The sequence below is a fragment of the Flavobacterium sp. B114r genome (genome assembly GCF_056824125.1).
In genome coordinates, this window is record NZ_CP124858.1 from 1532954 (window position 1) to 1555423 (window position 22470).

Genomic DNA, 22470 nt, shown 5'->3' on the forward strand with positions numbered 1-22470 from the left:
GATTATTATGAAAACGTTAAAAATAATTTTCACACTTTTGACATTTGCAGTTTTAAGCATTTCCTGTAGTAGTGATGATGACAAAGCAGCACCAATTGTATATAATGCCGAAAATCCTCTTGATTTATATTTGTCAGGATCAGGATTTAGCCAAAAAGCAACAGATGTGAAAAACTCAGGAATCTACGAATATGGTTTCAGTTTTAAGCCAACGGTAACGGGTAAAATAACGTCATTTTTTGCAAAAATCCCAGACGCAAACATCAACTTAAGAATTACGTTATGGGATGTGGCGACCAAAACAGTTATAAAATCTGAAACTATGAATGTCTCGATAGCAAATATGCCTTTCGAAAAAACGATCGTTCCCATTCAGTTAGTTAAGGACAAAGAATATTTCTTAACAGTAAATAGTGATGACTGGATTAAAAGAACAAAAACGGACGGATCTGCAACAACTTACCCAATTGTGGCAGGAAATATTACAATAACGGGTTATGCTTATATCTCAAGTACAGCAACAGAAAGTCTTTTTCCTACGAATGCGAGTAATAATTATTATGCTGGAGACACGAGCTTTTCATTTCAACAAACTGAATAATTTTATTTTTGGATAGTTAGAATTAGTATGTTTGGAAAAAGTCTGGCGATGGTCAGACTTTTTTTATGCTTTTTTGCCACTAATTACGCGAATTATTTACTTTGATATTGTTTAAAAAGTTTGCCATAGATTAAATGATTTTCACAGATTTAAAAAAAATCATTTTAATCTGTGTAATCTGTGATAAAAAGAATTTTAATTCGTGCTAATTCGTGAAATTCGTGGCTAACTTTTTTTATTTTTACAAATCTAACATTCCTTTAAAAATGAAAATTTTCTACAGCCTTCTTTGTATTCTTATATTTACCACAATTGGTTTTTCTCAATCGAAACAAAAAGAAAATCTTGTTTTAGAGAACGGCGTTTCAGAACAATTGGCTATTTTCCGAAAACATCAAATCTCTAATGTAATTTATGGACTTTCGTTTGAAATTCCGCAGCAAAAACAGCAGGAAATCAAGTCAGATTTGACTTTGAATCTTACATTGTCTGATTTAAATGAACCTTTATATTTAGATTTTAAAGAAAAAACTTCAAATATAAAATCAATTCAGGGTAATGGCAAAAATATCGCTATTGTTCATGAGAAAGGACATATTGTTATTCCTGCTAAAGACTTGATTTTAGGAAAAAATACAGTTGTAATTTCTTTTATAGCGGGAAACTTATCTCTAAACCGAAATGATGATTTCTTGTACACATTATTAGTTCCGGATCGTGCGAGCACATTATTTCCATGTTTTGATCAGCCCGATATTAAAGCGACTTATAAACTGAGTTTAACGGTTCCTAAAGACTGGACGGTTTTGGCTGGTGCCGATGTGAAAAAGAAAGTTGAAAAAGGAGATTTTATAAGTTATACTTTTGGAGAATCAGATAAAATGAGCACATATTTGTTTTCGTTTGTTGCCGGAAAATTCAAAAGCGTAACTCAGAAACCTGGAAATCGTGAAATGACGATGTTGTATCGCGAAAACAATGCAGATAAATTTCGAGTAAGTGTGGATACTATTTTTAATTTACACCAACAATCAGTAGACTTTTTAGAAAAATATACCAATTATAAATTTCCTTTTCAAAAGTTAGATTTTGCTTCGATTCCGGTTTTTCAATATGGCGGAATGGAACATGTTGGTGCGATTCAGTACAGAGAATCTACCTTGTTTTTGGATAACAGCTCTACAGACAGCGAGAAACTGGATCGTGCAAAACTCATTGCGCATGAAACCTCGCACATGTGGTTTGGTGATTTAGTTACTATGAAATGGTTCGACGATGTCTGGATGAAAGAGGTCTTTGCCAATTTTATGGCAGACAAAATCATGAACCCGATTTTCCCGAAAGTCAATCATAATCTACAATTTTTAACAGCGCATTATCCCAACGCTTACGCGGAAGATCGTTCGTTAGGCACGCATCCTATAAAACAACATTTGGCGAATCTCAAAGATGCCGGATCACTTTATGGAGCTATTATTTATAATAAGGCTCCTATAATGATGCGTCAGTTAGAAGCTTCGATGGGAAAGGAAGCTTTTCAGAAAGGAATCGAAAAATACATTAAAAAATACGCCAACGATAATGCCGACTGGAATAATCTGGTTGAAATTCTGGATGCCGAAACGCCGCTTGATATGCAAAAATGGAGCGAAGTTTGGGTAAATAAATCAGGAAGAGCCATTTTTACCAATAAAATAGAATACGATGCTAAAAACAGAATTTCGAGCTTTGAGATAAATCAACAAGCCGAAGATAAATCAGCAAATGTGTGGCCTCAGATTTTTGATATTGGTTTAGTTTATAAAGATCAGGTAAAAGTGATCAATGTCAATATAAAAGATAAAAACCTGTTGCTAAAAGACGCTCTTGGACTTGAAAAACCGTTGAGTATCATTTATAATTATAATGGTTATGGTTATGGTGTTTTTCCGCTTGACGGAAATATAGAATCTGTTTTGAGTTTGAAAGATGAGGTAGCAAGAGCTTCAACATACATTAATATTTATGAAAATACCTTAACGGGAAATGTTGAGCCAAGTAAAGCTTTTGATTGTTTCTTAAAAGGAATTCAGCAGGAAGAAAACGAATTGGTTCTGAAAATAATTACCAGTCAAACGAGCAATGTCTTTTGGAAATTCCTGACCGAGAAGCAACAAAACAAAACACAAAAACAATTGGAAGACCTTTTATACGAACGTTTGCAGGCTAATTTGCCAAGTAATATCAAAAAGACGTTGTTTAATTTGTTTAGTTCGATTGCGTATTCAGATGCTGGTAAAGCCAAATTGTATGCGATCTGGAATAAAGAAAACGTGATTCAAAGTTTAAAGTTAAACGAAGACGATTACACCAATATGGCAATGAATTTGGCTATATTTAAACATGAAAAAGCAACAGAAATACTGAATAAAGCGAAAACTACAATCACAAATCCTGACAAACAAAAGCGATTTGAATTTTTACTCCCTTCTTTATTCAAAGATGAATTGGTTCGTGATGCTTTTGTGAAGTCATTAAAAGACGACGAAAATAGAGAGAAAGAATCTTGGGTTGCTGTAGGTTTGGCGAATATCAATCATCCTTTACGTCAGGAAAGTGCTCAAAAATATATCCGGTTTTCATTAGATTTGGTCGAAGAAATTCAGAGAACGGGAGATATTTTCTTCCCGAAAGATTGGTTGAATAATACTATTGGGAAATATTCGTCGAAATATGCTTTTGATGAAGTACAGCGATTCTTAAAAGAAAACCCTAATTTTAGTCCGATATTAAAACGAAAGCTGTTGCAGGCGACAGACGGTTTGTACCGCGCACAAAATATTAAAAAAGAAACCGAATGAAAATCGAATCGGAAATAGAGAAAGTATCCAGTTTTCAGCATCTCGAAATGCTGGCAAATCAGGTTGTAGAAGGTTTTATATCCGGAATGCACAAAAGTCCGTTTCATGGATTTTCGGCTGAATTTGCAGAGCATAAAGTCTATAATGCAGGAGAAAGTACCAAACATATCGATTGGAAATTATTTGCAAAAACCGATCGTTTGTACACCAAACGCTACGAAGAGGAAACGAATATGCGTTGTCATCTTATTGTCGATAATTCGTCATCAATGCATTATCCTGAACTAAAATCCGGTCAGCCTTTTTATGAAAAGAAGATTGGTTTTGCAGTTTTAGCGTCGGCAGTTTTAATGAATATCTTAAAGAAACAACGCGATGCCGTTGGTTTGAGTGTTTTCTCAGACAGTTACGAATATTATGCACCGGAAAAAGGAAGCGATCGCCATCATAGAATGCTGCTCAATAAACTGGAGCAATTATTAGAACAGCCAAAAGTCAAAAAAACTACCGATACGATTACGTATCTGCATCAGATTGCAGAGAAAATGCATCGCCGTTCGATGATCATTATATTTACAGATATGTTTCAGGCCGAAGATGATGAAAAGCTCTTTAATGCTTTGCAGCATCTTAAACACAACAAACACAAAGTAGTTTTATTTCATGTTGTAGATAATGAAACAGAGCTGAAATTTGACTTTGATAACACACCAAGAAAGTTCATCGACTTAGAATCTGGCGAAGAAGTATCGATTTTTGCCGATAATGTAAAAGCAGAATATGGAAAAAGGGCAGAGGAGTACTTTAAAAAACTGGCTTTGACTTGTGCAAAGAACCAAATTAAGTACGTTCCGGTCAATGTGGGCGATAATTTTGAAAAAATATTGACTACATATTTAGTTGAAAAACAAAACTTTGGCTAAAGATTTAAAAATATATTTAATTTTTTTTATCAAAACACTTGCAGAAATGAAATTCTGTACTATCTTTGCAACCGCAATAACGCAGAGGTTTGGTAGTTCAGTTGGTTAGAATACATGCCTGTCACGCATGGGGTCGCGGGTTCGAGTCCCGTCCAGACCGCAATATTGGGAAAAGCCTTTCTTAACAGAAAGGCTTTTTTGCCCAAATACGGTATCTAAGATTAGTTGTGTTGTTTTGCTACGACTTTGTAACTCGTAGCTGGTTTAGTAGTTAGACCAATGAAAAGCTTTCCACTTTTGTGGATGGCTTTTTTGATTTAAGACGTTTTTGTTTTTGAGGTTTAACCGCAAAGAGTGCTAAGATTTACGCAAAGTCCGCAAAGTTTTTTTAAAGCTTTGCGGACTTTTTGGTTGTGTGCCCAGCATGGGCGATAACTCTAGGGTGTAAGTCCCGAACACGCCTTTACAGTGGGAAGTGTTAGCTGAATGCAAGGGTGTCCATCGCGAGGTGGAATCTGAAGGAAGCAGTAGGCAAACTCTTGACCTGACGAACAGAAACTATATAAAAGGCCAAAGATGTTGGATAAGGTTGCAACACAAACTGAAGTCCAAAACTGTACGGAAACATCATGGTAAATATAGCAGGTATATGAGAGGAAAGTTGTCGTTCTTACCTGGGGAGGTCTTATAGACATAGGGGGAGTTTTTTTTTTAAGAAAAGCACTTATGGATAACAATTGCTATAAGAAGTCAGCAGAGGTCATAGTAGGTACTGTAAATGAGTACCGAAGGACTGAACTTAATTAAGTGAGTAGTAAATGAATGTTACCTATGAAGGCACGAATGCAGAAAATATCAAGTAATTTGATAACTACCTTGGAAAGGATAGGACGGAATCCGACAGCTACCAGGGAGTGCAGACCTTTATTGGGATAACTGAAAACAACCTCACGGAAGTACTTTAGGTTAGGTATCTATCTTAAAATGTATCGTAAATTAAGAACCGCCTTGGTACGGATCCGTATGCCGGGTGGTGTGGAAGGTCGCCTAGGGAATTAATCCCTAGGCTCCTATCCGATTTGTGCTTTTGGTATTTTAGTCATTGCCCGAGTTTAACCGCAAAGAGCGCTAAGATTTACGGAAAGTCCGCAAAGTTTTTTAAAGCTTTGCGGATTTTTTGGTTTTGTGCTTTTTGGTATTTTAACAATTGCCCGAGTTTAACCGCAAGAGAGCGCTAAGATTTACGCAAAGTCCACAAAGTTTTTTTTAAGCTTTGCTTATTTTTTGGTTTTGTGCTTTTGGTATTTTAGTAATTGCCCGAGTTTAACCGCAAAGAGCGCTAAGATTTACGCAAAGTCCGCAAAGTTTTTTTTTAAGCTTTGCGGATTTTTTGGTTTTGTGCTTATTGGTATTTTAGCAATTGCCCAGGTTTAGCCGCAAAGAGCGCTAAGATTTACGCAAAGGCCGCAAAGTTTTTTTTTAAGCTTTGCGGATTTTTTGGTTTTGTGCTTTTGGTGTTTTAGTCATTGCCCGAGGTTTCAATTTGAATTTCTTCACAGTATTTCAAACATAGCCCAAGGTTTTAACCTTGGGAAACGAATTATTGAGATGGTAAATAATGTATCAAGTTTCAATTGTCGAAACCATTAGTAATGTTTAAAAAGAATATGGATAAATTGTGCGAAAAAACTTTACTAAAAATTCTAGGCTTTCCCAAATTCGTAGATATTCAATTGAAATTTGAAATTTATTAGATTGGAATTTATTTAAAATCAGTTCATTAAAAATATTTTAATTTTAATTCATAAAAACCCTTGTATAATCCAACTTCTGTTGTATTTTTGCACTCACAATAACGCAGTTGGTTTGGTAGTTCAGTTGGTTAGAATACATGCCTGTCACGCATGGGGTCGCGGGTTCGAGTCCCGTCCAGACCGCAATATTGGAAGAAGCCTTTCTTAACGGAAAGGCTTTTTTGTTTTTATAGCTTAACCGCAAAGTTCGCTAAGATTTAATTTTAGTTTACGTATAGAAAACACAAAGTTCGCAAAGCTAGATCAACACAAAGCTTTGCGAACTTTGTATTTTCTAAAAAGCATACTTTAAAAAACTTAGCGTTTTTTGCGGTTGAATCTCATCCAGCTTTGGAATTTTAAAATATTGGGATTTAATTTTTTTAATTTCCCTACATTTATATATCGCAAGAAAGATATTCAATTACTTCAATGGAACATTCCGGTCAGAAACTAGATAAGTATTACATCAAAAAAGTAGATGCCGATAAAAAAAGCATTTACTGCCATCATGATTTGATGGGAGAATTGCTTGTTCCCACACATAAACACGATAAAGCGCAAATGCTATATGCCGAAGGTGATGTCGTATTTGTAACTACAGAAACCAAAACCTATTTTTTGCCGGCAAGACATTTTATCTGGATTCCGGCGGGAGTTGAACATAGTATTCATCCCAAGTCAGAAAGTGTAACAATGCGTAACTTGTATTTTCCCGTTGAAAAAGACGAGGACGTATTTTATAAAAGTGAAGGTATTTATCCTGTGAATAATTTACTATTGCAAATGATGCTTTTTACAAATCGTTGGAATGGTGATCTTAAAAAAGGAACTCCAAACTTTGCCATTGCCAAAGCGATCAAGGCAATATTGCCTCAAATTTGCCTGACCAATTTACCTTTAGAATTACCACAGCCCAAAGATCCGCGTTTGAGTAAAATTTTAAGGCATATAGAGAATAATTTGGGAGAAACAATTTTGTTTGCTGAGGTTGCACATCAATTTGGATATAGCGAACGCTCTTTGTATCGCTTATTCCAGAAAGACCTTAATATGTCATTCATTCAATATTATACTATTCGAAGAATTCTAAAAGCGATCGAACTTTTACTTGACAGAAAACTTTCGGTTAAAGAAGTCGCTCAGGAAGTAGGTTATAGTAGCGTACCGACATTCAGTAATACTTTTTTTAAATTCCTCGGACAAAGACCTTCTGATTACTTTAACGGTGAGAATATTTTAAAAGACAAATAAAATTATTCTCTTGCAGATTTTTTTAATGTATTTTATCTGTTTGATCTGCTAAATCTGCGAGCTAAAAAAAATATTTCACGCAGATTTTGCTGATTTAAGCAGATTTACGCCGATTTACGCCGATTTATTTTTATAATTATCTGCTAGACTCTGCTTAAATCTTTTTTAAATCTGCGTAAAACCTTTAAATCATGCGATATTTTTAATGCGCTGCATTCCAGTGTTTTAATATAACGTTTTCGGAAATTAAAATTTTAACATTTGTCCGAAATGAATATGTTATTGACTTTTTAGAATTATCAGTCACCGAAAAAATGAAGGAACTTTGCAGTATTAAAATCTTAAAATATTCATGTTCCTTAAAACAACAAATTCCACAAAAGATTGTTTTCTCAAAATCGTGTTGATATTTCTAATTGTATTGACATTTAATGGTTTGCAAGCGCAGGAAATTCATTCGGTTTCGTTAAGTGAAGCGGTGAAACTGGCTAAAGAAAACAATAAAAAAATCCTTAGATCTCAATTAGAGACTACGCTTTCAGAGCAAAACATCAAAGAAAGAAAAGAACTTCGTTTACCGGATATCGAATTAAACGGCGAGTACTCCAGAATTACCAATATTACAGAATTCAAAGGAAGCGGTTTCCTGAATGGTAAAGAAGTAACGAAGGCAATTCCTGAAATTTATCAGGTCAATTCTACTTTCAAAATGCCAATTTATGCCGGTAATAAGATCAACAACGCGATTAAAATTGCCAATCAGGAAAACGAAATTGCCAAAATAAAAACCGAAAAGACTCAAAATGACATCGAGCTAGAAGTGGTAGCAAATTATCTGGCGATTTACAAAATGATGGAGCTTCAGAAGATTTTTGAAGAAAACATCAAAGAAGAAAAAAGCCGATTGAAAGAAGTTCAGTCCCTGCAAAAACACGGAACAGTAACTAAAAACGAAGTTATCAGAGCTGAATTACAACTTTCGGACCGTGAATTGAACTCGCTTACAAATTCTAAAAATATAAAGATCGCATTGCACGATTTAAAAACTTTGATTCAGATTCCTGAAAATGAAGAAGTGGCAATCGATACTACGGCTTCTATGGATAAAATGAATGGTATGGATCCGTATGATTTTTATTTAGAAAAAGCTTTTCAGAACGAAGAAATGCGAATCGCAAGTCAGGAATTAAATATCAAAAAAACGGAGCTGAAGTTGGTTAAAGGAAATTATCTGCCAACGGTAAATTTTTTCGGGAATTATGGTTTTTATTATCCTAACTACAAATTTTTTCCGCCAAATCCGTATTTGTACACTTTAGGACAAATTGGTATCGAGGCGCATTTTGATATTTCGGCTTTGTATAAAAACAAAACCAAAGTAGAACAGGCGACTACACAAATTGAATGGCAGAAAATGCAGACTGAAATTACAAAAGATGAAATTCAGGATAAGCTGTTTAAAGAACATACCCAATACCAGGAAATCCTCGAAAAATTTGTGGTGGTAGATAAAGCTTTGGATCTGGCAAATGAAAATTACCGAATCGTAAAACTAAAATACCTCAATCAACTGGTTTTAATAACTGAAATGGTTGATGCTGATAATGCTTTACTACAGGCAAAATACAACAAGATTTCGACCAGATTGGATGCTATTCTTAAACATTACGAATTGCTTCATACTGCGGGAATAATGCCGAATGAGATTTAGAGGTTTTAGAAGAAAGAGAATAGAAGCAAGAGAATAGAGTAAAAGAATAAAGAAAATAGATATTTAAAGTATATGGTTAAGATAAAAAATGAAACTAAGAGAAACAGAACGTTTCATATATTAATAACAATTATCGCCTGCATATTAGTTGCAAGTGGGATTATTTTAGGAATTTGGTTTTATGTATTCAACAGAAATCACGAAGAAACCAATGATGCTCAGGTCGAGCAATATGTAACGCCTATTATGTCCAGAATTACGGGGTATGTTCAGGAAGTTCGTTTTGATGAAAATCAGTTTGTGCATAAAGGAGATACTTTGGTAATCATCGACAACAGAGAATACAAATCAAAACTGAATGTGGCGCTGGCCGATGTTCAAAGCGCGAAACAAAGTAGTGTTGTGGCCGAAAAAAACGTAGCAACAACAGCAAGTTCAACCGCAATTGGAGAATCGCAATTGGCTGCAGCCAAAACCAATCTTTGGAAAACAAAATTAGAATATGAACGTTACCAGGCTTTGGTAAAAGACGAAGCAGCGACCTCGCAACAATTAGAGAAAGTCAAAGCAGATTATGAATCGGCGCAAGCCCATTTTCAGGAAATGCGAGACAGGATTCAGTCTTCTAATTTAAGCACTTCTCAGGCGCAGGCCAATGTTCCTACGATGCAAACCAATATTGCTTCGAAACAAGCTGTGGCAGATAATGCAGCATTGTTTCTTTCTTATACGATAATTACCGCGCCTTATGACGGTTGGGTTGGTAAGAGAACTTTACAGCCCGGACAAATGGTAAAAGAAGGTCAATCGTTGCTTTCGATAGTAAGCAAAGAAAAATGGATTACGGCCAATTTTAAAGAAACACAATTGCAATATTTAACTGTGGGTCAGGAAGTAAGAATTAAGGCCGATGCCTTAAATGATAAAGAATTTACAGGAATCATCACCTCGTTATCGCCTGCAAGTGGAGCGAGATTTTCGTTATTGCCTCCGGATAATGCAACAGGAAACTTCGTAAAAATCGAACAAAGAATTCCGGTTCGTATTCAATTGAAAGAGACTGATAAACACGCTGATTTTTTAAGAGCCGGAATGAATATTACCGTTATTGCTGAGCACAACTAAAATGGAAGATAAAAGTATTTTTAAATCCTGGGTTCCCAGATGGGCAATCATTATTATTTTGTTTGTCTGTTTGCTGCATTCCATGATTTTATTAGGAGTTTATACTTCAAACGTAACCTACGCAGCAAGTTTTCTTGACATTGAGCCTGAGGATTTGCAGTTTGCGATGTGCGTTACGTACGGAACTTTGCTGGCTACGATTTTGATCGAAAGTAGATTTTCGAGTTTTTTCCCTGCAAAAAATTACCTGATGGCGGTATATTCTGTCATTGGGATTACGATTGTTTCATCGGCCTATATTACCAATTTTTATGTATTTTTATTGCTCAGAGTTGCCGAGGGAATCCTTATGGCACTTCCGGTAATTACGATCAGACAGTTGCTAATCGAGCAGTTTCATTCTAAAAATGCCATTATAATAGGTTTCTCCTTTTATTACGGTTCGCTGTTATTGTCAACGCCCTTTATTATGAATATTGCCGTTTGGTTTCTGGATCATTACGACTGGAAATACATGTTGTATGTTTCAGGCGGACTTCAGGTTTTGAATGTCTTTTTGATCCTGGTGACTTTTCGCGGACACAGAATCACAAAGAAAATTCCGTTGTATCAAATCGACTGGATCAGTTATATTTTGGTTCTAACGGCGATTCTCTGTGGCGCTTACTTTTTTGTATATGCCGAAAAAAAATATTGGTTTGAGTCTTCACACATGGTTCTAATGCTCATGATTGCCTTGATAACAGGAGGATTATTTATTTTTAAAGAGCTTTTGGTAAAAAGACCCACTTTTGATTTTGAAGTCTTTAAATATGCCAATCTCCGAATTGGGTTTTTATTGTTCTTCCTCTTTTATATTAGTAGGGCAACGTTGAGTCTTTGTCATTCGGCAATGTTCTCGATCTGGAACTGGGATCCGTCCCGAGTTGCCGGCGTACAATACATCAACGGATTAGGAAATGTAATAGGGCTTATTCTGGCCGCTTATTTCCTAATGAAATCCGTTTCGACCAAGCTTATTTTTATAATGGGTTTTTCGCTTATTGCCATATTTCATTTTTGGTTTACATTTCTTTTTGTGCCAGATGTCGCGCTATCAGATATTATCATTCCGTATATTTTGCAAGGTATTGGGGTTGGTTTTTTGTTTGTACCGTTGATCTTGTTTACCACGTCATCTGTTCCTGCAAAAATGGCGGTTTCTTCGGGAATTGTCGGAGTTTCAGGACGTTTTTGGGGAAGCACGATTGGGTTTTGTGTCATGCAGAATGCCATGGTGTTTTTAAACAAAAAACACTTTCTCAAACTAAGCCAATTCGTAACAGGCGATAATCCGCAAGCTCAGGAAACAATCACCAAAACAGCGCAGACTTTCGCTGCAAAAGGATATTCGCTTGACGAGTCGAATGCCCTTGCCTTAAAAAAAGTCTTCGGAACCATCACCAAACAATCGACTTTACTAGCCGATATGGAAATTTATACCATCGTAGGTTACGGCCTTGTAGTTTTGATTATCCTTATAGCGTGCAATCAACATCTAAGACAAACAATGACATTGGTGAAAAGTAAGGTTTGGATAGGCTGATAAATTAATCGCGCAAATTTTTTTGTTTCACGCAGATTTAAAAAGATTTAAGCAGATATGCGCAGATAATTATTATAATTAATCAAATAATAAATCTGCTTCAATCTGCAGAATCTGCGTGAAAAATCCTTTTAATCTTTTAAATCTGTGGCTATAAATAAAACTTTGCGCCTCTGCGACTTTGCGCGATTTAAAAAAAACTCAGCGAATCTCTGCAAGAAACCTCCGCGAATCTCTGTGAAATAACCCTTTATTGCCCTATCTTGCAACCGTTAAAAAAATAAAATATACAATGAAGCAGCAATGTGTAATTTTTGATATGGATGGCGTGATTTGTCACACCAATCCGCATCATGCAAAAGCTTTCGAGGCATTTTTCGATAAATATCAAATTCCGCACTCAGAACAAGAGTTCGAAGAACATATGTACGGAAAACACAATAGTTATATCCTGTCGCACTTCTTTAAACGTCCTATTGCCGGAGAAGAACTTACAAAGCTTGAGGATGAAAAAGAAGGAATGTTTCGTGAGATTTATAAACACAAAGTCGAAACGATCCCGCATTATTTGGATTTTTTAGGCGAACTGAAATCTCGTGGTTTTAAAACCGCTGTTGCAACATCGGCACCGCGCGCCAATCTTGATTTGATTATGGGAGCACTGAAATTCGAAGGCAAAATGGATTCTATAATGTCAAGCGAAGACGTAAAGTTTCATAAACCAAATCCCGAAGTATATTTGCAATCTGCAAAACGTGTTGGAGTTGCACCGTCTGACTGTCTTGTTTTCGAAGATTCTTTTTCGGGCGTTACAGCGGGACTAAATGCAGGAATGAAAGTCGTTGGCGTTTTGAGTACACATACAAAAGAACAACTTCCGCCATGTAATTTTTATATTAATGATTATAGCGAAGTGAATGTTGATAAGGTAATTCAATTACTAACCGAAGAATAAAATTTCAACTTTTTTTCAGGAGCTAATCCCGCTATCCGTTACAATCTTTTGTGGCGAACCCCGCCACAAAAGGATTTCCACTTCTATCGGGGCTAGGCCAATCATTTCATAATAATATTTTCGTCTAATTTGTCATTTCAACAAAGGAGAGCCTAGCGATAGCGAACAGGCGAAGCAAATCTCCGCAAGTAATCTGCAACGAGAATCTAATCTTTGCCGAGCTTCTTGTCAAGATTTCTCATTCCTCTAAATGACAACATTGTGGTTACTTTACGCTCCAAGGGATTAAAATCCCTCGCTACAAAATAAATCATTCTTGCGGAATTTTATAAAGAGTTCCGGAGGAACGAAACATATTGTAGGGATGGATTTTAATCCATCTTTGCGGTTAGAAATGATAAATTAAATGAATAGCCTCCTGCTTTAGCTGGAGTTTTTTTTATGTTTTGTAGGGAAAGGCTTTAGCCGAAGATTAATCCTTGTCTAAAAATTGCAATTATTAAGGCAATTGCGACGTATAGAAAAACTGATAAGCTTAATAAAAACCATAAAAATTTTGGTAATAGCTTTATTTTTAAATCCCTAAGAACTAAAATAGAATTCGCAAAAGAAAAAAACACAAGAAAAATACATAAAATTAAAGTGCCAAAATTGCCATATTCATATACCCACCGAAATTCGGTAGAAAATCTAAATCGCTCAATATAACGTTTTGTTAAACAGCTTAAGATGAACAAAACAGGAATTGCTATGGCTAATTTTTGTGTTAGATCAAGATTTTTAAGTTTTTCTATTGTGAAGGTTCGTAACATTTCTTTACGGCTAATAAATTATGATGAATTTACGATTTTTGCCTATACAAAAATAATAATTAAAGTTGAAGGCATATATGAGTTCAAATGCAAATAAGTTTTGAAGAATTTTGCTTTTCAAACTTTAAAATTATGAACAAAAATCATCTGTCCAAAGAAGTTGAAACAAGACTAAAAGATTTTTTTATTGATGTTATGGATCCTCAAGATATGGCAAAAAAAATACGAGAAGTAAATTATGCTCTTTCGTTATGCGTAATGCGAGGATGCGAAACGATGGAATCTGAAATAAATAATATCGAAGATAATTTTTATTGGCTCAATAAATTAGCCGAAGCTTTAGATCCTTATTTAGATGTTGAGTGAAATCAGGTTTGTAAAGGCAAATATTAAATTATTATTGAAGAAATTTCTGCATTTAAAAGAATTTCAAAAATCTATGGAGTTAAAAATTAATACATTTGTAAATAATTACTTAAATAAATAATATAAAATTTATGAATAATAGTACTTTTAATACAAAAACTGATTTAGCTCCTTCAGAATATAAGAATTTATTTGGGGATCCTTTTTGGAATGAACAAGGGAGCTCAAAGGCGAGAAATTTCTATCTTGAACAGAATGATAGAGATAAAGCTTTGATGTTAAAAAAGAATTATCTTGAAATGATTGAAAAATCCAGACAAAGAAATTTTAACATGGCGGCAGATTGTTTGCAATGGTGGTTAGATGGTACGGGATTTACAAAAAATATTGATTTTAATTGGCTTAGAGGCAACAATGAAGTTATTGTTGCTGAGAATATAAATATTGAACGTTTTGAGGAAAGACTTGGACTTGAAAATTTTGATAAAAAATTAACAAAAGAAGGAGATTATGTAAAGTACACTAATGAATTGCAGCGTCAATTTACTGGAGGTATTTTTCGTGAATTGTATTATGTTTGTGGTACAAGTACAATAACCTCAAAAGGTAATTTTATAGTTACCAGAAAGAAAGATAATTTTGTATTATCAGGAACAATCATTCATTATTGGTGGGATAGGTACGACTGGCACAAAGGAGCAAATGCTTATATCAATGGTTTTGGATATGTTAACGATTCAGATGCTTTGTTGGTAGAAAAATATTGCGGGGCAAGACCTTATGAAATGAGAAGTCAATGGAAACAAAGTTTTAATAAAACTTTTCAATCTGGATTTTTTGGAGGGTTAAGTATAAAATTGAAATAGAAAAATGAAAAAAAAAATATACATAGGATTAGTAACTATAATTATTTTATGCTCAGCTTATTATTATTGGGAAAACAGGTATGTGGAACTTCGTCCGGTACTTGTAAATGACGATTTGCATGGGCCAGTACTGTTTTCAGAAACATTTCATAATCAATTATTTAAAATTGCAAAGCCAAATGAAATTCCACCAAATTTTTATAAAAATATAAAGTGGGTTTTAGAAAGACAACATCAAGAATATATTGTAAAAAACGGAGTGATTTATATTAGATATAAATACATGAATGATTACGAAATGATCTGGAACCATACCACTAAAACTAACGACCTCGAATGGTTTAAATCACAAAGAGAAATGGATATTTTTAATGGGAAACGCGAAAATAAAGAAGAATTAGATAATATTATTAAGGAGCTTCAACAGTAATTATTTTTTTATTAATAATATTGGCTCAATAAATTAGCCGAAGCTTTAGATTCTTAATTTAGATGTTGATTAGTAACACAGTTTGTCATTTCGAGGAACGAGAAATCACCGCAAGAAATTCGACAACAGTGCGTGCTCAGCGTGTGAAGATTCCTCATTCTTCAGAATGACAAATATTGGGGTTGCTTTGCGTTTCAAGGGATTGATCCCGACGCTTCGGGACCTCGCTACAAAATAAATCATTTATCCGGAATTTTTATAAAGAGTTCAAAGTGTTGGGTTTAATTGCGATCAGTTGCTAAATACAAAAAAGGAAAAGGAAGTTATTCTTCTTTAAAATTATCTTTCAAAAACAGAAACACAAAAATAGAAATATGATATTGTTGTAATCTGTTTATCAACAACTTTAGCAATAAAAAGATAAAAAGTATGTAAAACAAAAAAGCTTCTGATTTCTCAGAAGCTTTTTTTCAGTGCGGATAATAGGACTCGAACCTACACGCCTTGCGGCACCAGATCCTAAGTCTGGCATGTCTACCAATTTCACCATATCCGCTCAATTGTGGGTGCAAAGATAAACATAAGTTCTATATTTCAAAGCATTTTTGAAAAAAAATATTAATTCTCTTTTTTGTATTTTTGAAATTCTATAAAAATAATTGAAATGGAAAATATAAAGTCTTACGTTCAACAACATAAAGATCGGTTTATCAACGAATTGATCGAATTATTAAAAATTCCGTCGGTAAGTGCTGACACCGCTTACTCGCAAGATGTTATCGATACTGCCGAGGCAGTAAAGGAAAGTTTATCAAAAGCAGGTTGCGATTTAGTCGAAATTTGCGATACTCCTGGGTATCCAATTATATATGGAGAGAAAATAATCGACCCAAATCTACCTACAGTTCTAGTTTACGGACATTATGATGTTCAACCACCGGATCCTATCGAATTATGGACATCGCCACCATTCGAACCCGTAATCAAAAAAACCGAAATTCATCCGGAAGGCGCAATCTTTGCTCGTGGAGCTTGCGATGACAAAGGACAAATGTACATGCACGTAAAAGCCTTAGAGCTTATGGTGCAAACCAATACTTTGCCATGTAACGTAAAATTCATGATCGAAGGCGAAGAAGAAGTTGGTTCAGCAAGTTTGGCCTGGTTTGTAGAACGCAATCAGGAAAAACTAAAAAACGACGTAATTCTTATTTCAGATACCGGAATGATCTCGAACCAGCAACCGTCGATCACGACAGGTTTGCGTGGTTTAAGTTATGTAGAGGTTGAAGTTACAGGTCCTAACCGTGATTTACATTCAGGATTATACGGTGGAGCAGTGGCAAACCCAATCAATGTTTTGGCAAAAATGATCGCTTCTTTGCACGACGAAGACAATCATATTACAATTCCTGGTTTCTACGATAACGTACAGGAATTATCACTTGAAGAAAGAGCCGAAATGGCAAAAGCACCTTTCAGCCTGGAAAAATATAAAAAAGCCTTAGACCTAAACGATGTTTACGGCGAAAAAGGATATGTAACCAACGAACGCAACTCAATCCGTCCAACATTAGACGTAAACGGAATTTGGGGCGGATACCAAGGCGAAGGAGCAAAAACGGTGATTGCAAGCAAAGCTTTTGCTAAAATCTCCATGCGTTTGGTTCCAAATCAGGATTGGCATGAAATCACAGAATTGTTTACTAAACATTTCACGAGCATTGCGCCGGCCGGAGTTACCGTAAAAGTAACACCACATCACGGAGGGCAAGGTTATGTTACGCCAATTGACAGTATTGGATATCAAGCAGCAAACAAAGCGTATACAGAAACTTTTGGAGTTCCCGCAATTCCGGTTCGCTCCGGAGGAAGTATTCCTATCGTGGCGTTGTTTGAGAAAGAACTAAAAAGCAAAACCATTCTTATGGGCTTCGGTTTAGATTCTGATGCGATTCACTCGCCAAACGAGCACTTCGGGATCTTCAATTTCTTAAAAGGAATCGAAACTATTCCGTTGTTTTACAAATATTTCGTAGAGCTTTCTAAATAGTTTGCCACGAAGGCACTAAGACACAAAGTTTATTTTCCTAACAGGTTTTAGAAACCTGTTAGGTATCAAAATATAAATCCGTTTATTCTTTATGAGTAAGCGGATTTTTTATGGGCGTTTCCCTCCGGGCCGGGCTATCCGCTATATCTTTTTGTTTTTAAAGAAAAAACAAAAAGGATATCGCTCCTATCCCTAACGCTTAGAGAGGTTCAAAGGTTTAAAAAAAAAAGGTACAAAGGTACAAAGGTTTTTTGTAGAGGCGCACAGCAGTGCGTCTAAAGTTGCAAAGGTTTTAGCATCGTAATTGAATAGGCTCCAAATTTAGCTGGAGTTTTTGTTTTATAAAGGAATTGGCTTTAGCCAAAATATTTTTAATATGTTAGAATTTATTCGGCTAAAGCCATTTTTCTCTATATTCATTCTAAACCCCAGCTAAATCTGGGGTCTATTCAATGTTCATCAAACTTGTAGGGAGATTGAAAGCTCAATTGGCAAGTAGCTTGAAACCTGAAACTTGAAACAAAAAAAACTTTTTTTTGCGCATTAAAAATTAATCTCTACGTTTGTAGAGCAATATACACATTTGTAGAGTTAATTGTAAAAACATGAAAAACCTTCTTTTATTATTTTTTTGCGGAATTATTCTTTACGGTTGCAAAAGCAAACCAGTAAATCAAAAAATTGACAAGAAAAAAGAAGGCACCTGGATTGATATTTATGAGCAGGATAGTATTACGTACAAATCATTCGAGTATTACAAACACGATGAACCAGTAAAAAAGTGGAAATCCTACATCAACGGGAAAATCTACAAGACAGAGAAATACAAAAACGGAATCTGTAAAGTAAAATATTACTATGAAAACGGAAAACTACAATCAAAAGGAAAAACAAAAATAGAAGTTAATGCCGTCGAAACACATTGGTTCTATTTTGGAGATTGGAAGTTTTATTCAGATAAAGGAAAACTAACCGAAATTAGAAACTATAATAACGGCAATTTGATTTCAGAACAAGAAATACAATAGCCCGCGGGTTTTGCGGATTAAACGGATTGGCGCGGATTTTTTTTAAGAATAAAGAATATAGAATATAGATTTGATCTTAATCATACAGGAAAAATTATTTTAATTATTCTAATCAGTGGCAAAAAAACTTAGCAACTTAGTAACTCAGAACCTTAGTGCCTTAAAAATAAAAAACATGCAATTATCAAACTCAGAAGAACAATTAATGGAGCATCTCTGGAAGCTTGAAAAAGCTTTTATGAAAGATTTGCTCGAAGCATATACCGAACCAAAGCCTGCAACAACAACCGTTGCAACGCTTTTGAAACGAATGATCGATAAGAAATTCGTAGCCTATAACGAATTCGGAAATTCGAGAGAATATTATCCTTTGGTCGAAAAGACCGTTTATTTCTCAAAGCATGTCAACGGATTAATCAGCAGTTTCTTTAATAATTCGGCATCGCAGTTTGCTTCTTTTTTTACGAAAGAAACCAATTTGTCGACTTCGGAATTAGAAGAACTTAGAAAAATAATCGATTCAGAAATTCAAAAAAAGAAAAAATGACAGACTTTTTTATAAAATCGACGATTGCTTTAAGCGTTTTCCTGATTTTTTATCATTTGATATTGGAGCGGGAAAAAATGCATCAATTTAATAGGTTCTTTTTACTTTTTTCGATTGTAGTTTCGTTCGTGGTTCCTTTTGTTTCATTCGAAATTATCAAAGAAGTTCCAATGAATTTATCAAGTCAAATCAGTATAGATGAAGCTGGGATTACTAAAATTCAAAGTGAAGAGAAGATTGATTATACAATGATTTTTTTATGGGGTTTGTATGGATTAGTCACATTTTTAATGACAATTAGATTTAGCAGTAATATTTGGAATATTTTGTCAAAATCGAACAGAAATCCAGTTGTAGATTTTAAGAATTCGAAATTGGTTTTGATTGATGAAAAAATCCTGCCGCATACTTTTTTAAATTACATTTTTGTCAATTCTGATGATTATAAAAACCGAAATATTGAAGAAGAATTGTACACACATGAATTGGTTCATGTAACTCAAAAACATACGCTGGATATTTTGTTTGTTGAGTTTTTAAAGATTATTTTTTGGTTTAACCCACTCTTTATCTTTTATAAAAAAGCAATCCAGCTTAATCACGAATTTCTTGCCGATCAGGAAATAGTGAAAGAATATAAGAATGTTTCATTTTATCAAAAACTACTTTTAGAAAAAGGAAATGGAAATCTAACTATTTATCTGGCAAGTAATTTAAATTATCTGGTAACTAAAAAAAGATTAATTATGATGACAAAAAGCACCTCAAAAAACAAGGCGTTCTTCAAAAAAATTGCTATTATTCCTGTATTTACAACTTTAATAGTTCTCTTATGTGTTAAAACTGTGGCACAGGAAGCTAAAACAGAAGTGAAAGCAGTCAGTTCTAATACTGAAACGAATCGTGCTAAAACTGCTGTTTTAAATGATGAAAAAAATGCGATTCCGCTAAATAAAAATCAGGGATCTATGGCGGGGCAAAATGAAAAAGTTTCTCCAAGATCTTCAGTTGATTCCATCAAAACATCGGACGATATAATAAGTGTGGATCCAATCCTGAAAAATCCTGAGTTTCCAGGAGGAATTTCGGAGTTTTATAAATTCATCGGAAAAAATTTTAAAATACCAGAAGAAGCCTCAAAGAATAAAATTGAGGGAAAAATAGTTATAGAATTTATGGTAGAAAAAGACGGTACCCTGTCTGAATTTAAAATTCTAAAAGATTTAGGCTACGGGATAGGAGACGAAGCGATAAAAATTCTAAAACTTTCTCCGGCATGGAATCCCGGCTCTGAAATGGGTAAGCCAGTTCGCGTTCTGTACACTTTGCCTATAACAATTCAAGATAACGAAACACCAAAAAAGTATAAGGTCGTAAAGGGAAGATATCAGAAAATGGATTTCCCGCCAACCATTTTTGGAAATTAAAAACCATCTAAATTGTCTTTTAAATAAAAAAATCCGCTTCTATGCGAGTAGAAGCGGATAAAATTAAAAACTAAAAAATTCTAAAAAAAAAAACAACAAAACCAGAGCTTAAAATAAGTCTGGATTATATCCAAAATAGGGCATATCCTGTTCATTAAAGATCACCCCATATTCTTCTAACTCTTTTAAAATTGGCTGATAAACTTCTTTTCGTATCGGAAGCTGTACGCCCGGAGTTGTAATCTTTCCATTCAAAATCAATAATGTTGCCATGGCTACCGGCAATCCAACGGTTTTTGCCATTGCAGTATAAGTTTGATCGTCGCCAATACAAACCATTTTTGAATCTATTTGCTTTTTTTTGCCGTTTAATATGTATCCAAATTTGTGATACATGACAATCATATCTTTGTCATTAGGTTCCAAAGTCCAACTGTCTGAAAGTATTTTCTCTAATATTTGGGCAGGAGTTGCATTGGGTAAATTCACTTTTTTGTCCGGATTGAACAAATCCAGTTCTAGAAGTTTATCCCACATAATATCGTCCTGATCAATTTTTAAGATCAAGCGCGTTTTAATTTCTACGGAATCTGTTGGGTGATACGGCAAAAATGAATTTACAAACTGGCGGTAACTCATGTTTTCAGAATCTTCCATGATATAACTGTCATCCGTCATCCCTAATTGCACAAACATATTCCATGCTTTCGAATATCCCACTCTTCTAATTGTTCCGCGATACAAAGTCAGGATATCGTCTAAGCCATAAATCGATCTGTATTTGAGGGAATCCCGATTCGAATAGGCTTCAAATTTTCCGTAACCTTCAACCTCGAGAAATTCAGTTCTGCGAAAAACAGTTCCGTATGGAATATATTTATAAGTACCTTCCTGAATAAATTTTGCTGCACCGCCTTGTCCGGCCAAAACTACATTTCTGGGTGCCCAGGTAAATTTATAATTCCAAAGATTGTTATCACATTCCGGAGCGACTAATCCTCCGCAAAAGGATTCAAAAAGCAGCATATTACCACCTTTAGATCTTATTTCATCAATAACCTTCATGGCGCTCATGTGATCGATTCCGGGATCAAGACCAATTTCGTTCATGAAAATAAGATTGCTTTTCTTTGCTTCTTCATCTAGTGCTTGCATGGCATCACTTATATAAGAAGCGGTTACAAGGTGTTTTTTAAACTCAAGACAATCTCTTGCGATTTCGATATGCAAATGAGCAGGCAACATTGATATAACTATTGATGCTTTTTCTATCGCTGATTTTCTTTCTTCGGTATCAAAAATATTCAAAGCAAGTGGAGTCGCATTGGGATGATGCTGTGTCTTTTTTTCGGCTAAGGCCAAAGACAGATCCGCTACAACAATATGCAGGTTTTCGCTCTCTGATTTTGATAGTAAATAACGTATCAGCGAAGAGGCAGATCTACCGGCTCCAATAATTAAAATGCTTCTCATATTTTAAATTTATCACACAAATATATTAAATTGTTAAATATATAACAATTTTAATTTTACATAAATGTTGTATATTTTATTTTAAAGCCAAAATGTAATGAATTTCTTTTTCCTGAAAAGATTTTTGCTAACAAAAATGCTTTTTAAAATGTATTGAGGTATTTTTGTTAGAGAATAAAAAGTATAGAAATTATGAAAAGAAAAATTGTTTTAGCAGCAGCTTTCATGGGAATGTTATCAATCATTTTGGGCGCTTTTGGCGCGCATTTACTGAAAAAATATTTATCTATAGAAGAGTTAAATACTTTTGAAGTTGGAGTTCGCTACCAAATGTACCATGCTCTGTTTTTACTTTTTCTTTCTACAAGAAAAGATATTGCCGAAAAAACCTTAAAAACGATCTATAATTTAGTGGTTGCAGGAGTACTTCTTTTTAGTGGTTCTATCTATTTATTGGCAACAAAAAGTCTTACAGTCTTCGATTTTAAAATTATCGTATTCGCAACTCCTTTAGGAGGTTTTTTATTAATTATTGCTTGGGCGGTATTATTTATTGCGATTTTGAAGAGAAAATCATAAAATCCCGAATAAAAAATTCTATCTGAAAATTAATCTTTAATTTTGTCTCATAAATAACATATAATCTTATTTATGTGAATTTGTCTTGTTTTTTACTTTAAT

17 protein-coding genes and 3 tRNA genes are annotated in these 22470 nt (G+C 34.5%); 18 read left to right on the top strand and 2 right to left on the bottom strand.

Annotated elements, in window-relative coordinates; genetic code table 11:
* Positions 1-7 precede the first annotated feature (7 nt).
* The 13 genes from QLQ94_RS06820 to QLQ94_RS06880 all read left to right on the top strand — a co-directional run bounded on the left by QLQ94_RS06820 (position 8) and on the right by QLQ94_RS06880 (position 15261).
* Positions 8-601 (top strand): hypothetical protein, encoded by a 594-nt coding sequence (locus QLQ94_RS06820; protein ID WP_271336292.1) that lies wholly within the window; start codon positions 8-10, stop codon positions 599-601.
* Between the two features lie 266 nt (positions 602-867).
* Positions 868-3441 (top strand): M1 family metallopeptidase, encoded by a 2574-nt coding sequence (locus tag QLQ94_RS06825; protein ID WP_271336293.1) that lies wholly within the window; start codon positions 868-870, stop codon positions 3439-3441.
* Positions 3438-4364 (top strand): DUF58 domain-containing protein, encoded by a 927-nt coding sequence (locus QLQ94_RS06830; RefSeq protein ID WP_271336294.1) that lies wholly within the window; start codon positions 3438-3440, stop codon positions 4362-4364. Before QLQ94_RS06825 ends, QLQ94_RS06830 begins: the two co-directional genes overlap by 4 nt.
* Before the next feature lie 86 nt (positions 4365-4450).
* A tRNA-Asp gene (locus tag QLQ94_RS06835) sits at positions 4451-4524 on the top strand.
* A 1703-nt stretch (positions 4525-6227) separates the two neighbouring features.
* Positions 6228-6301, top strand: a tRNA-Asp gene (locus QLQ94_RS06840).
* 288 nt (positions 6302-6589) lie between these two features.
* Entirely contained in the window at positions 6590-7411 is an 822-nt protein-coding gene (locus tag QLQ94_RS06845; RefSeq protein WP_271336295.1) for an AraC family transcriptional regulator, read from the top strand.
* Between the two features lie 400 nt (positions 7412-7811).
* The gene (locus QLQ94_RS06850) at positions 7812-9122 is read left to right on the top strand and encodes a TolC family protein (RefSeq protein ID WP_271336296.1); all 1311 of its coding nucleotides are present in this window, start codon (positions 7812-7814) and stop codon (positions 9120-9122) included.
* A 72-nt stretch (positions 9123-9194) separates the two neighbouring features.
* On the top strand, positions 9195-10247 hold the full coding sequence (locus QLQ94_RS06855) for an HlyD family secretion protein (protein ID WP_271336297.1): 1053 nt from the start codon (positions 9195-9197) through the stop codon (positions 10245-10247).
* Between the two features lies 1 nt (position 10248).
* The gene (locus QLQ94_RS06860) at positions 10249-11832 is read left to right on the top strand and encodes an MFS transporter (protein WP_271336298.1); all 1584 of its coding nucleotides are present in this window, start codon (positions 10249-10251) and stop codon (positions 11830-11832) included.
* Between the two features lie 292 nt (positions 11833-12124).
* Positions 12125-12787 (top strand): HAD family hydrolase, encoded by a 663-nt coding sequence (locus tag QLQ94_RS06865; RefSeq protein ID WP_271336300.1) that lies wholly within the window; start codon positions 12125-12127, stop codon positions 12785-12787.
* A 944-nt stretch (positions 12788-13731) separates the two neighbouring features.
* On the top strand, positions 13732-13965 hold the full coding sequence (locus QLQ94_RS06870) for a hypothetical protein (protein ID WP_271336301.1): 234 nt from the start codon (positions 13732-13734) through the stop codon (positions 13963-13965).
* A gap of 131 nt (positions 13966-14096) precedes the next feature.
* Positions 14097-14831 (top strand): hypothetical protein, encoded by a 735-nt coding sequence (locus QLQ94_RS06875; RefSeq protein ID WP_271336302.1) that lies wholly within the window; start codon positions 14097-14099, stop codon positions 14829-14831.
* A 4-nt stretch (positions 14832-14835) separates the two neighbouring features.
* Positions 14836-15261 carry a hypothetical protein gene (locus QLQ94_RS06880; RefSeq protein ID WP_271336303.1) on the top strand — a complete coding sequence of 142 codons (426 nt, stop codon included), beginning with the start codon at positions 14836-14838 and terminating at the stop codon, positions 15259-15261.
* 474 nt (positions 15262-15735) lie between these two features.
* Here the strand turns inward: QLQ94_RS06880 and QLQ94_RS06885 are convergent.
* Positions 15736-15817 (bottom strand) — tRNA-Leu (locus tag QLQ94_RS06885).
* A 108-nt stretch (positions 15818-15925) separates the two neighbouring features.
* Here QLQ94_RS06885 and QLQ94_RS06890 point away from each other — a divergent pair.
* From QLQ94_RS06890 to QLQ94_RS06905, 4 genes are all read left to right on the top strand, one after another.
* Positions 15926-17314 (top strand): dipeptidase, encoded by a 1389-nt coding sequence (locus tag QLQ94_RS06890; protein ID WP_271336304.1) that lies wholly within the window; start codon positions 15926-15928, stop codon positions 17312-17314.
* 605 nt (positions 17315-17919) lie between these two features.
* Complete coding sequence (locus QLQ94_RS06895; RefSeq protein ID WP_271336305.1) at positions 17920-18342, top strand: toxin-antitoxin system YwqK family antitoxin; 423 nt, start codon at positions 17920-17922, stop codon at positions 18340-18342.
* A 175-nt stretch (positions 18343-18517) separates the two neighbouring features.
* Complete coding sequence (locus tag QLQ94_RS06900) at positions 18518-18889, top strand: BlaI/MecI/CopY family transcriptional regulator (RefSeq protein WP_271336306.1); 372 nt, start codon at positions 18518-18520, stop codon at positions 18887-18889.
* Positions 18886-20316, top strand: coding sequence for an energy transducer TonB (locus QLQ94_RS06905; RefSeq protein WP_427402085.1), 1431 nt, complete (start codon positions 18886-18888; stop codon positions 20314-20316). Before QLQ94_RS06900 ends, QLQ94_RS06905 begins: the two co-directional genes overlap by 4 nt.
* Before the next feature lie 108 nt (positions 20317-20424).
* Here QLQ94_RS06905 and QLQ94_RS06910 read toward each other — a convergent pair whose 3' ends face one another.
* Complete coding sequence (locus QLQ94_RS06910) at positions 20425-21789, bottom strand: saccharopine dehydrogenase family protein (protein WP_271336308.1); 1365 nt, start codon at positions 21787-21789, stop codon at positions 20425-20427.
* A gap of 192 nt (positions 21790-21981) precedes the next feature.
* Between QLQ94_RS06910 and QLQ94_RS06915 the strand changes: the two genes are divergently transcribed.
* On the top strand, positions 21982-22368 hold the full coding sequence (locus QLQ94_RS06915; protein WP_271336309.1) for a DUF423 domain-containing protein: 387 nt from the start codon (positions 21982-21984) through the stop codon (positions 22366-22368).
* The last annotated feature ends 102 nt before the right edge of the window (positions 22369-22470 follow it).

Bases quoted from the DNA above. Each gene is read 5' to 3' on its own strand.
- QLQ94_RS06820 (WP_271336292.1), top strand. From the start codon at position 8: ATGAAAACGTTAAAAATAATTTTCACACTTTTGACATTTGCAGTTTTA.
- QLQ94_RS06825 (WP_271336293.1), top strand. From the start codon at position 868: ATGAAAATTTTCTACAGCCTTCTTTGTATTCTTATATTTACCACAATT.
- QLQ94_RS06830 (WP_271336294.1), top strand. From the start codon at position 3,438: ATGAAAATCGAATCGGAAATAGAGAAAGTATCCAGTTTTCAGCATCTC.
- QLQ94_RS06845 (WP_271336295.1), top strand. From the start codon at position 6,590: ATGGAACATTCCGGTCAGAAACTAGATAAGTATTACATCAAAAAAGTA.
- QLQ94_RS06855 (WP_271336297.1), top strand. From the start codon at position 9,195: ATGGTTAAGATAAAAAATGAAACTAAGAGAAACAGAACGTTTCATATA.
- QLQ94_RS06860 (WP_271336298.1), top strand. From the start codon at position 10,249: ATGGAAGATAAAAGTATTTTTAAATCCTGGGTTCCCAGATGGGCAATC.
- QLQ94_RS06865 (WP_271336300.1), top strand. From the start codon at position 12,125: ATGAAGCAGCAATGTGTAATTTTTGATATGGATGGCGTGATTTGTCAC.
- QLQ94_RS06870 (WP_271336301.1), top strand. From the start codon at position 13,732: ATGAACAAAAATCATCTGTCCAAAGAAGTTGAAACAAGACTAAAAGAT.
- QLQ94_RS06875 (WP_271336302.1), top strand. From the start codon at position 14,097: ATGAATAATAGTACTTTTAATACAAAAACTGATTTAGCTCCTTCAGAA.
- QLQ94_RS06880 (WP_271336303.1), top strand. From the start codon at position 14,836: ATGAAAAAAAAAATATACATAGGATTAGTAACTATAATTATTTTATGC.
- QLQ94_RS06890 (WP_271336304.1), top strand. From the start codon at position 15,926: ATGGAAAATATAAAGTCTTACGTTCAACAACATAAAGATCGGTTTATC.
- QLQ94_RS06895 (WP_271336305.1), top strand. From the start codon at position 17,920: ATGAAAAACCTTCTTTTATTATTTTTTTGCGGAATTATTCTTTACGGT.
- QLQ94_RS06900 (WP_271336306.1), top strand. From the start codon at position 18,518: ATGCAATTATCAAACTCAGAAGAACAATTAATGGAGCATCTCTGGAAG.
- QLQ94_RS06905 (WP_427402085.1), top strand. From the start codon at position 18,886: ATGACAGACTTTTTTATAAAATCGACGATTGCTTTAAGCGTTTTCCTG.
- QLQ94_RS06910 (WP_271336308.1), bottom strand. From the start codon at position 21,789: ATGAGAAGCATTTTAATTATTGGAGCCGGTAGATCTGCCTCTTCGCTG.
- QLQ94_RS06915 (WP_271336309.1), top strand. From the start codon at position 21,982: ATGAAAAGAAAAATTGTTTTAGCAGCAGCTTTCATGGGAATGTTATCA.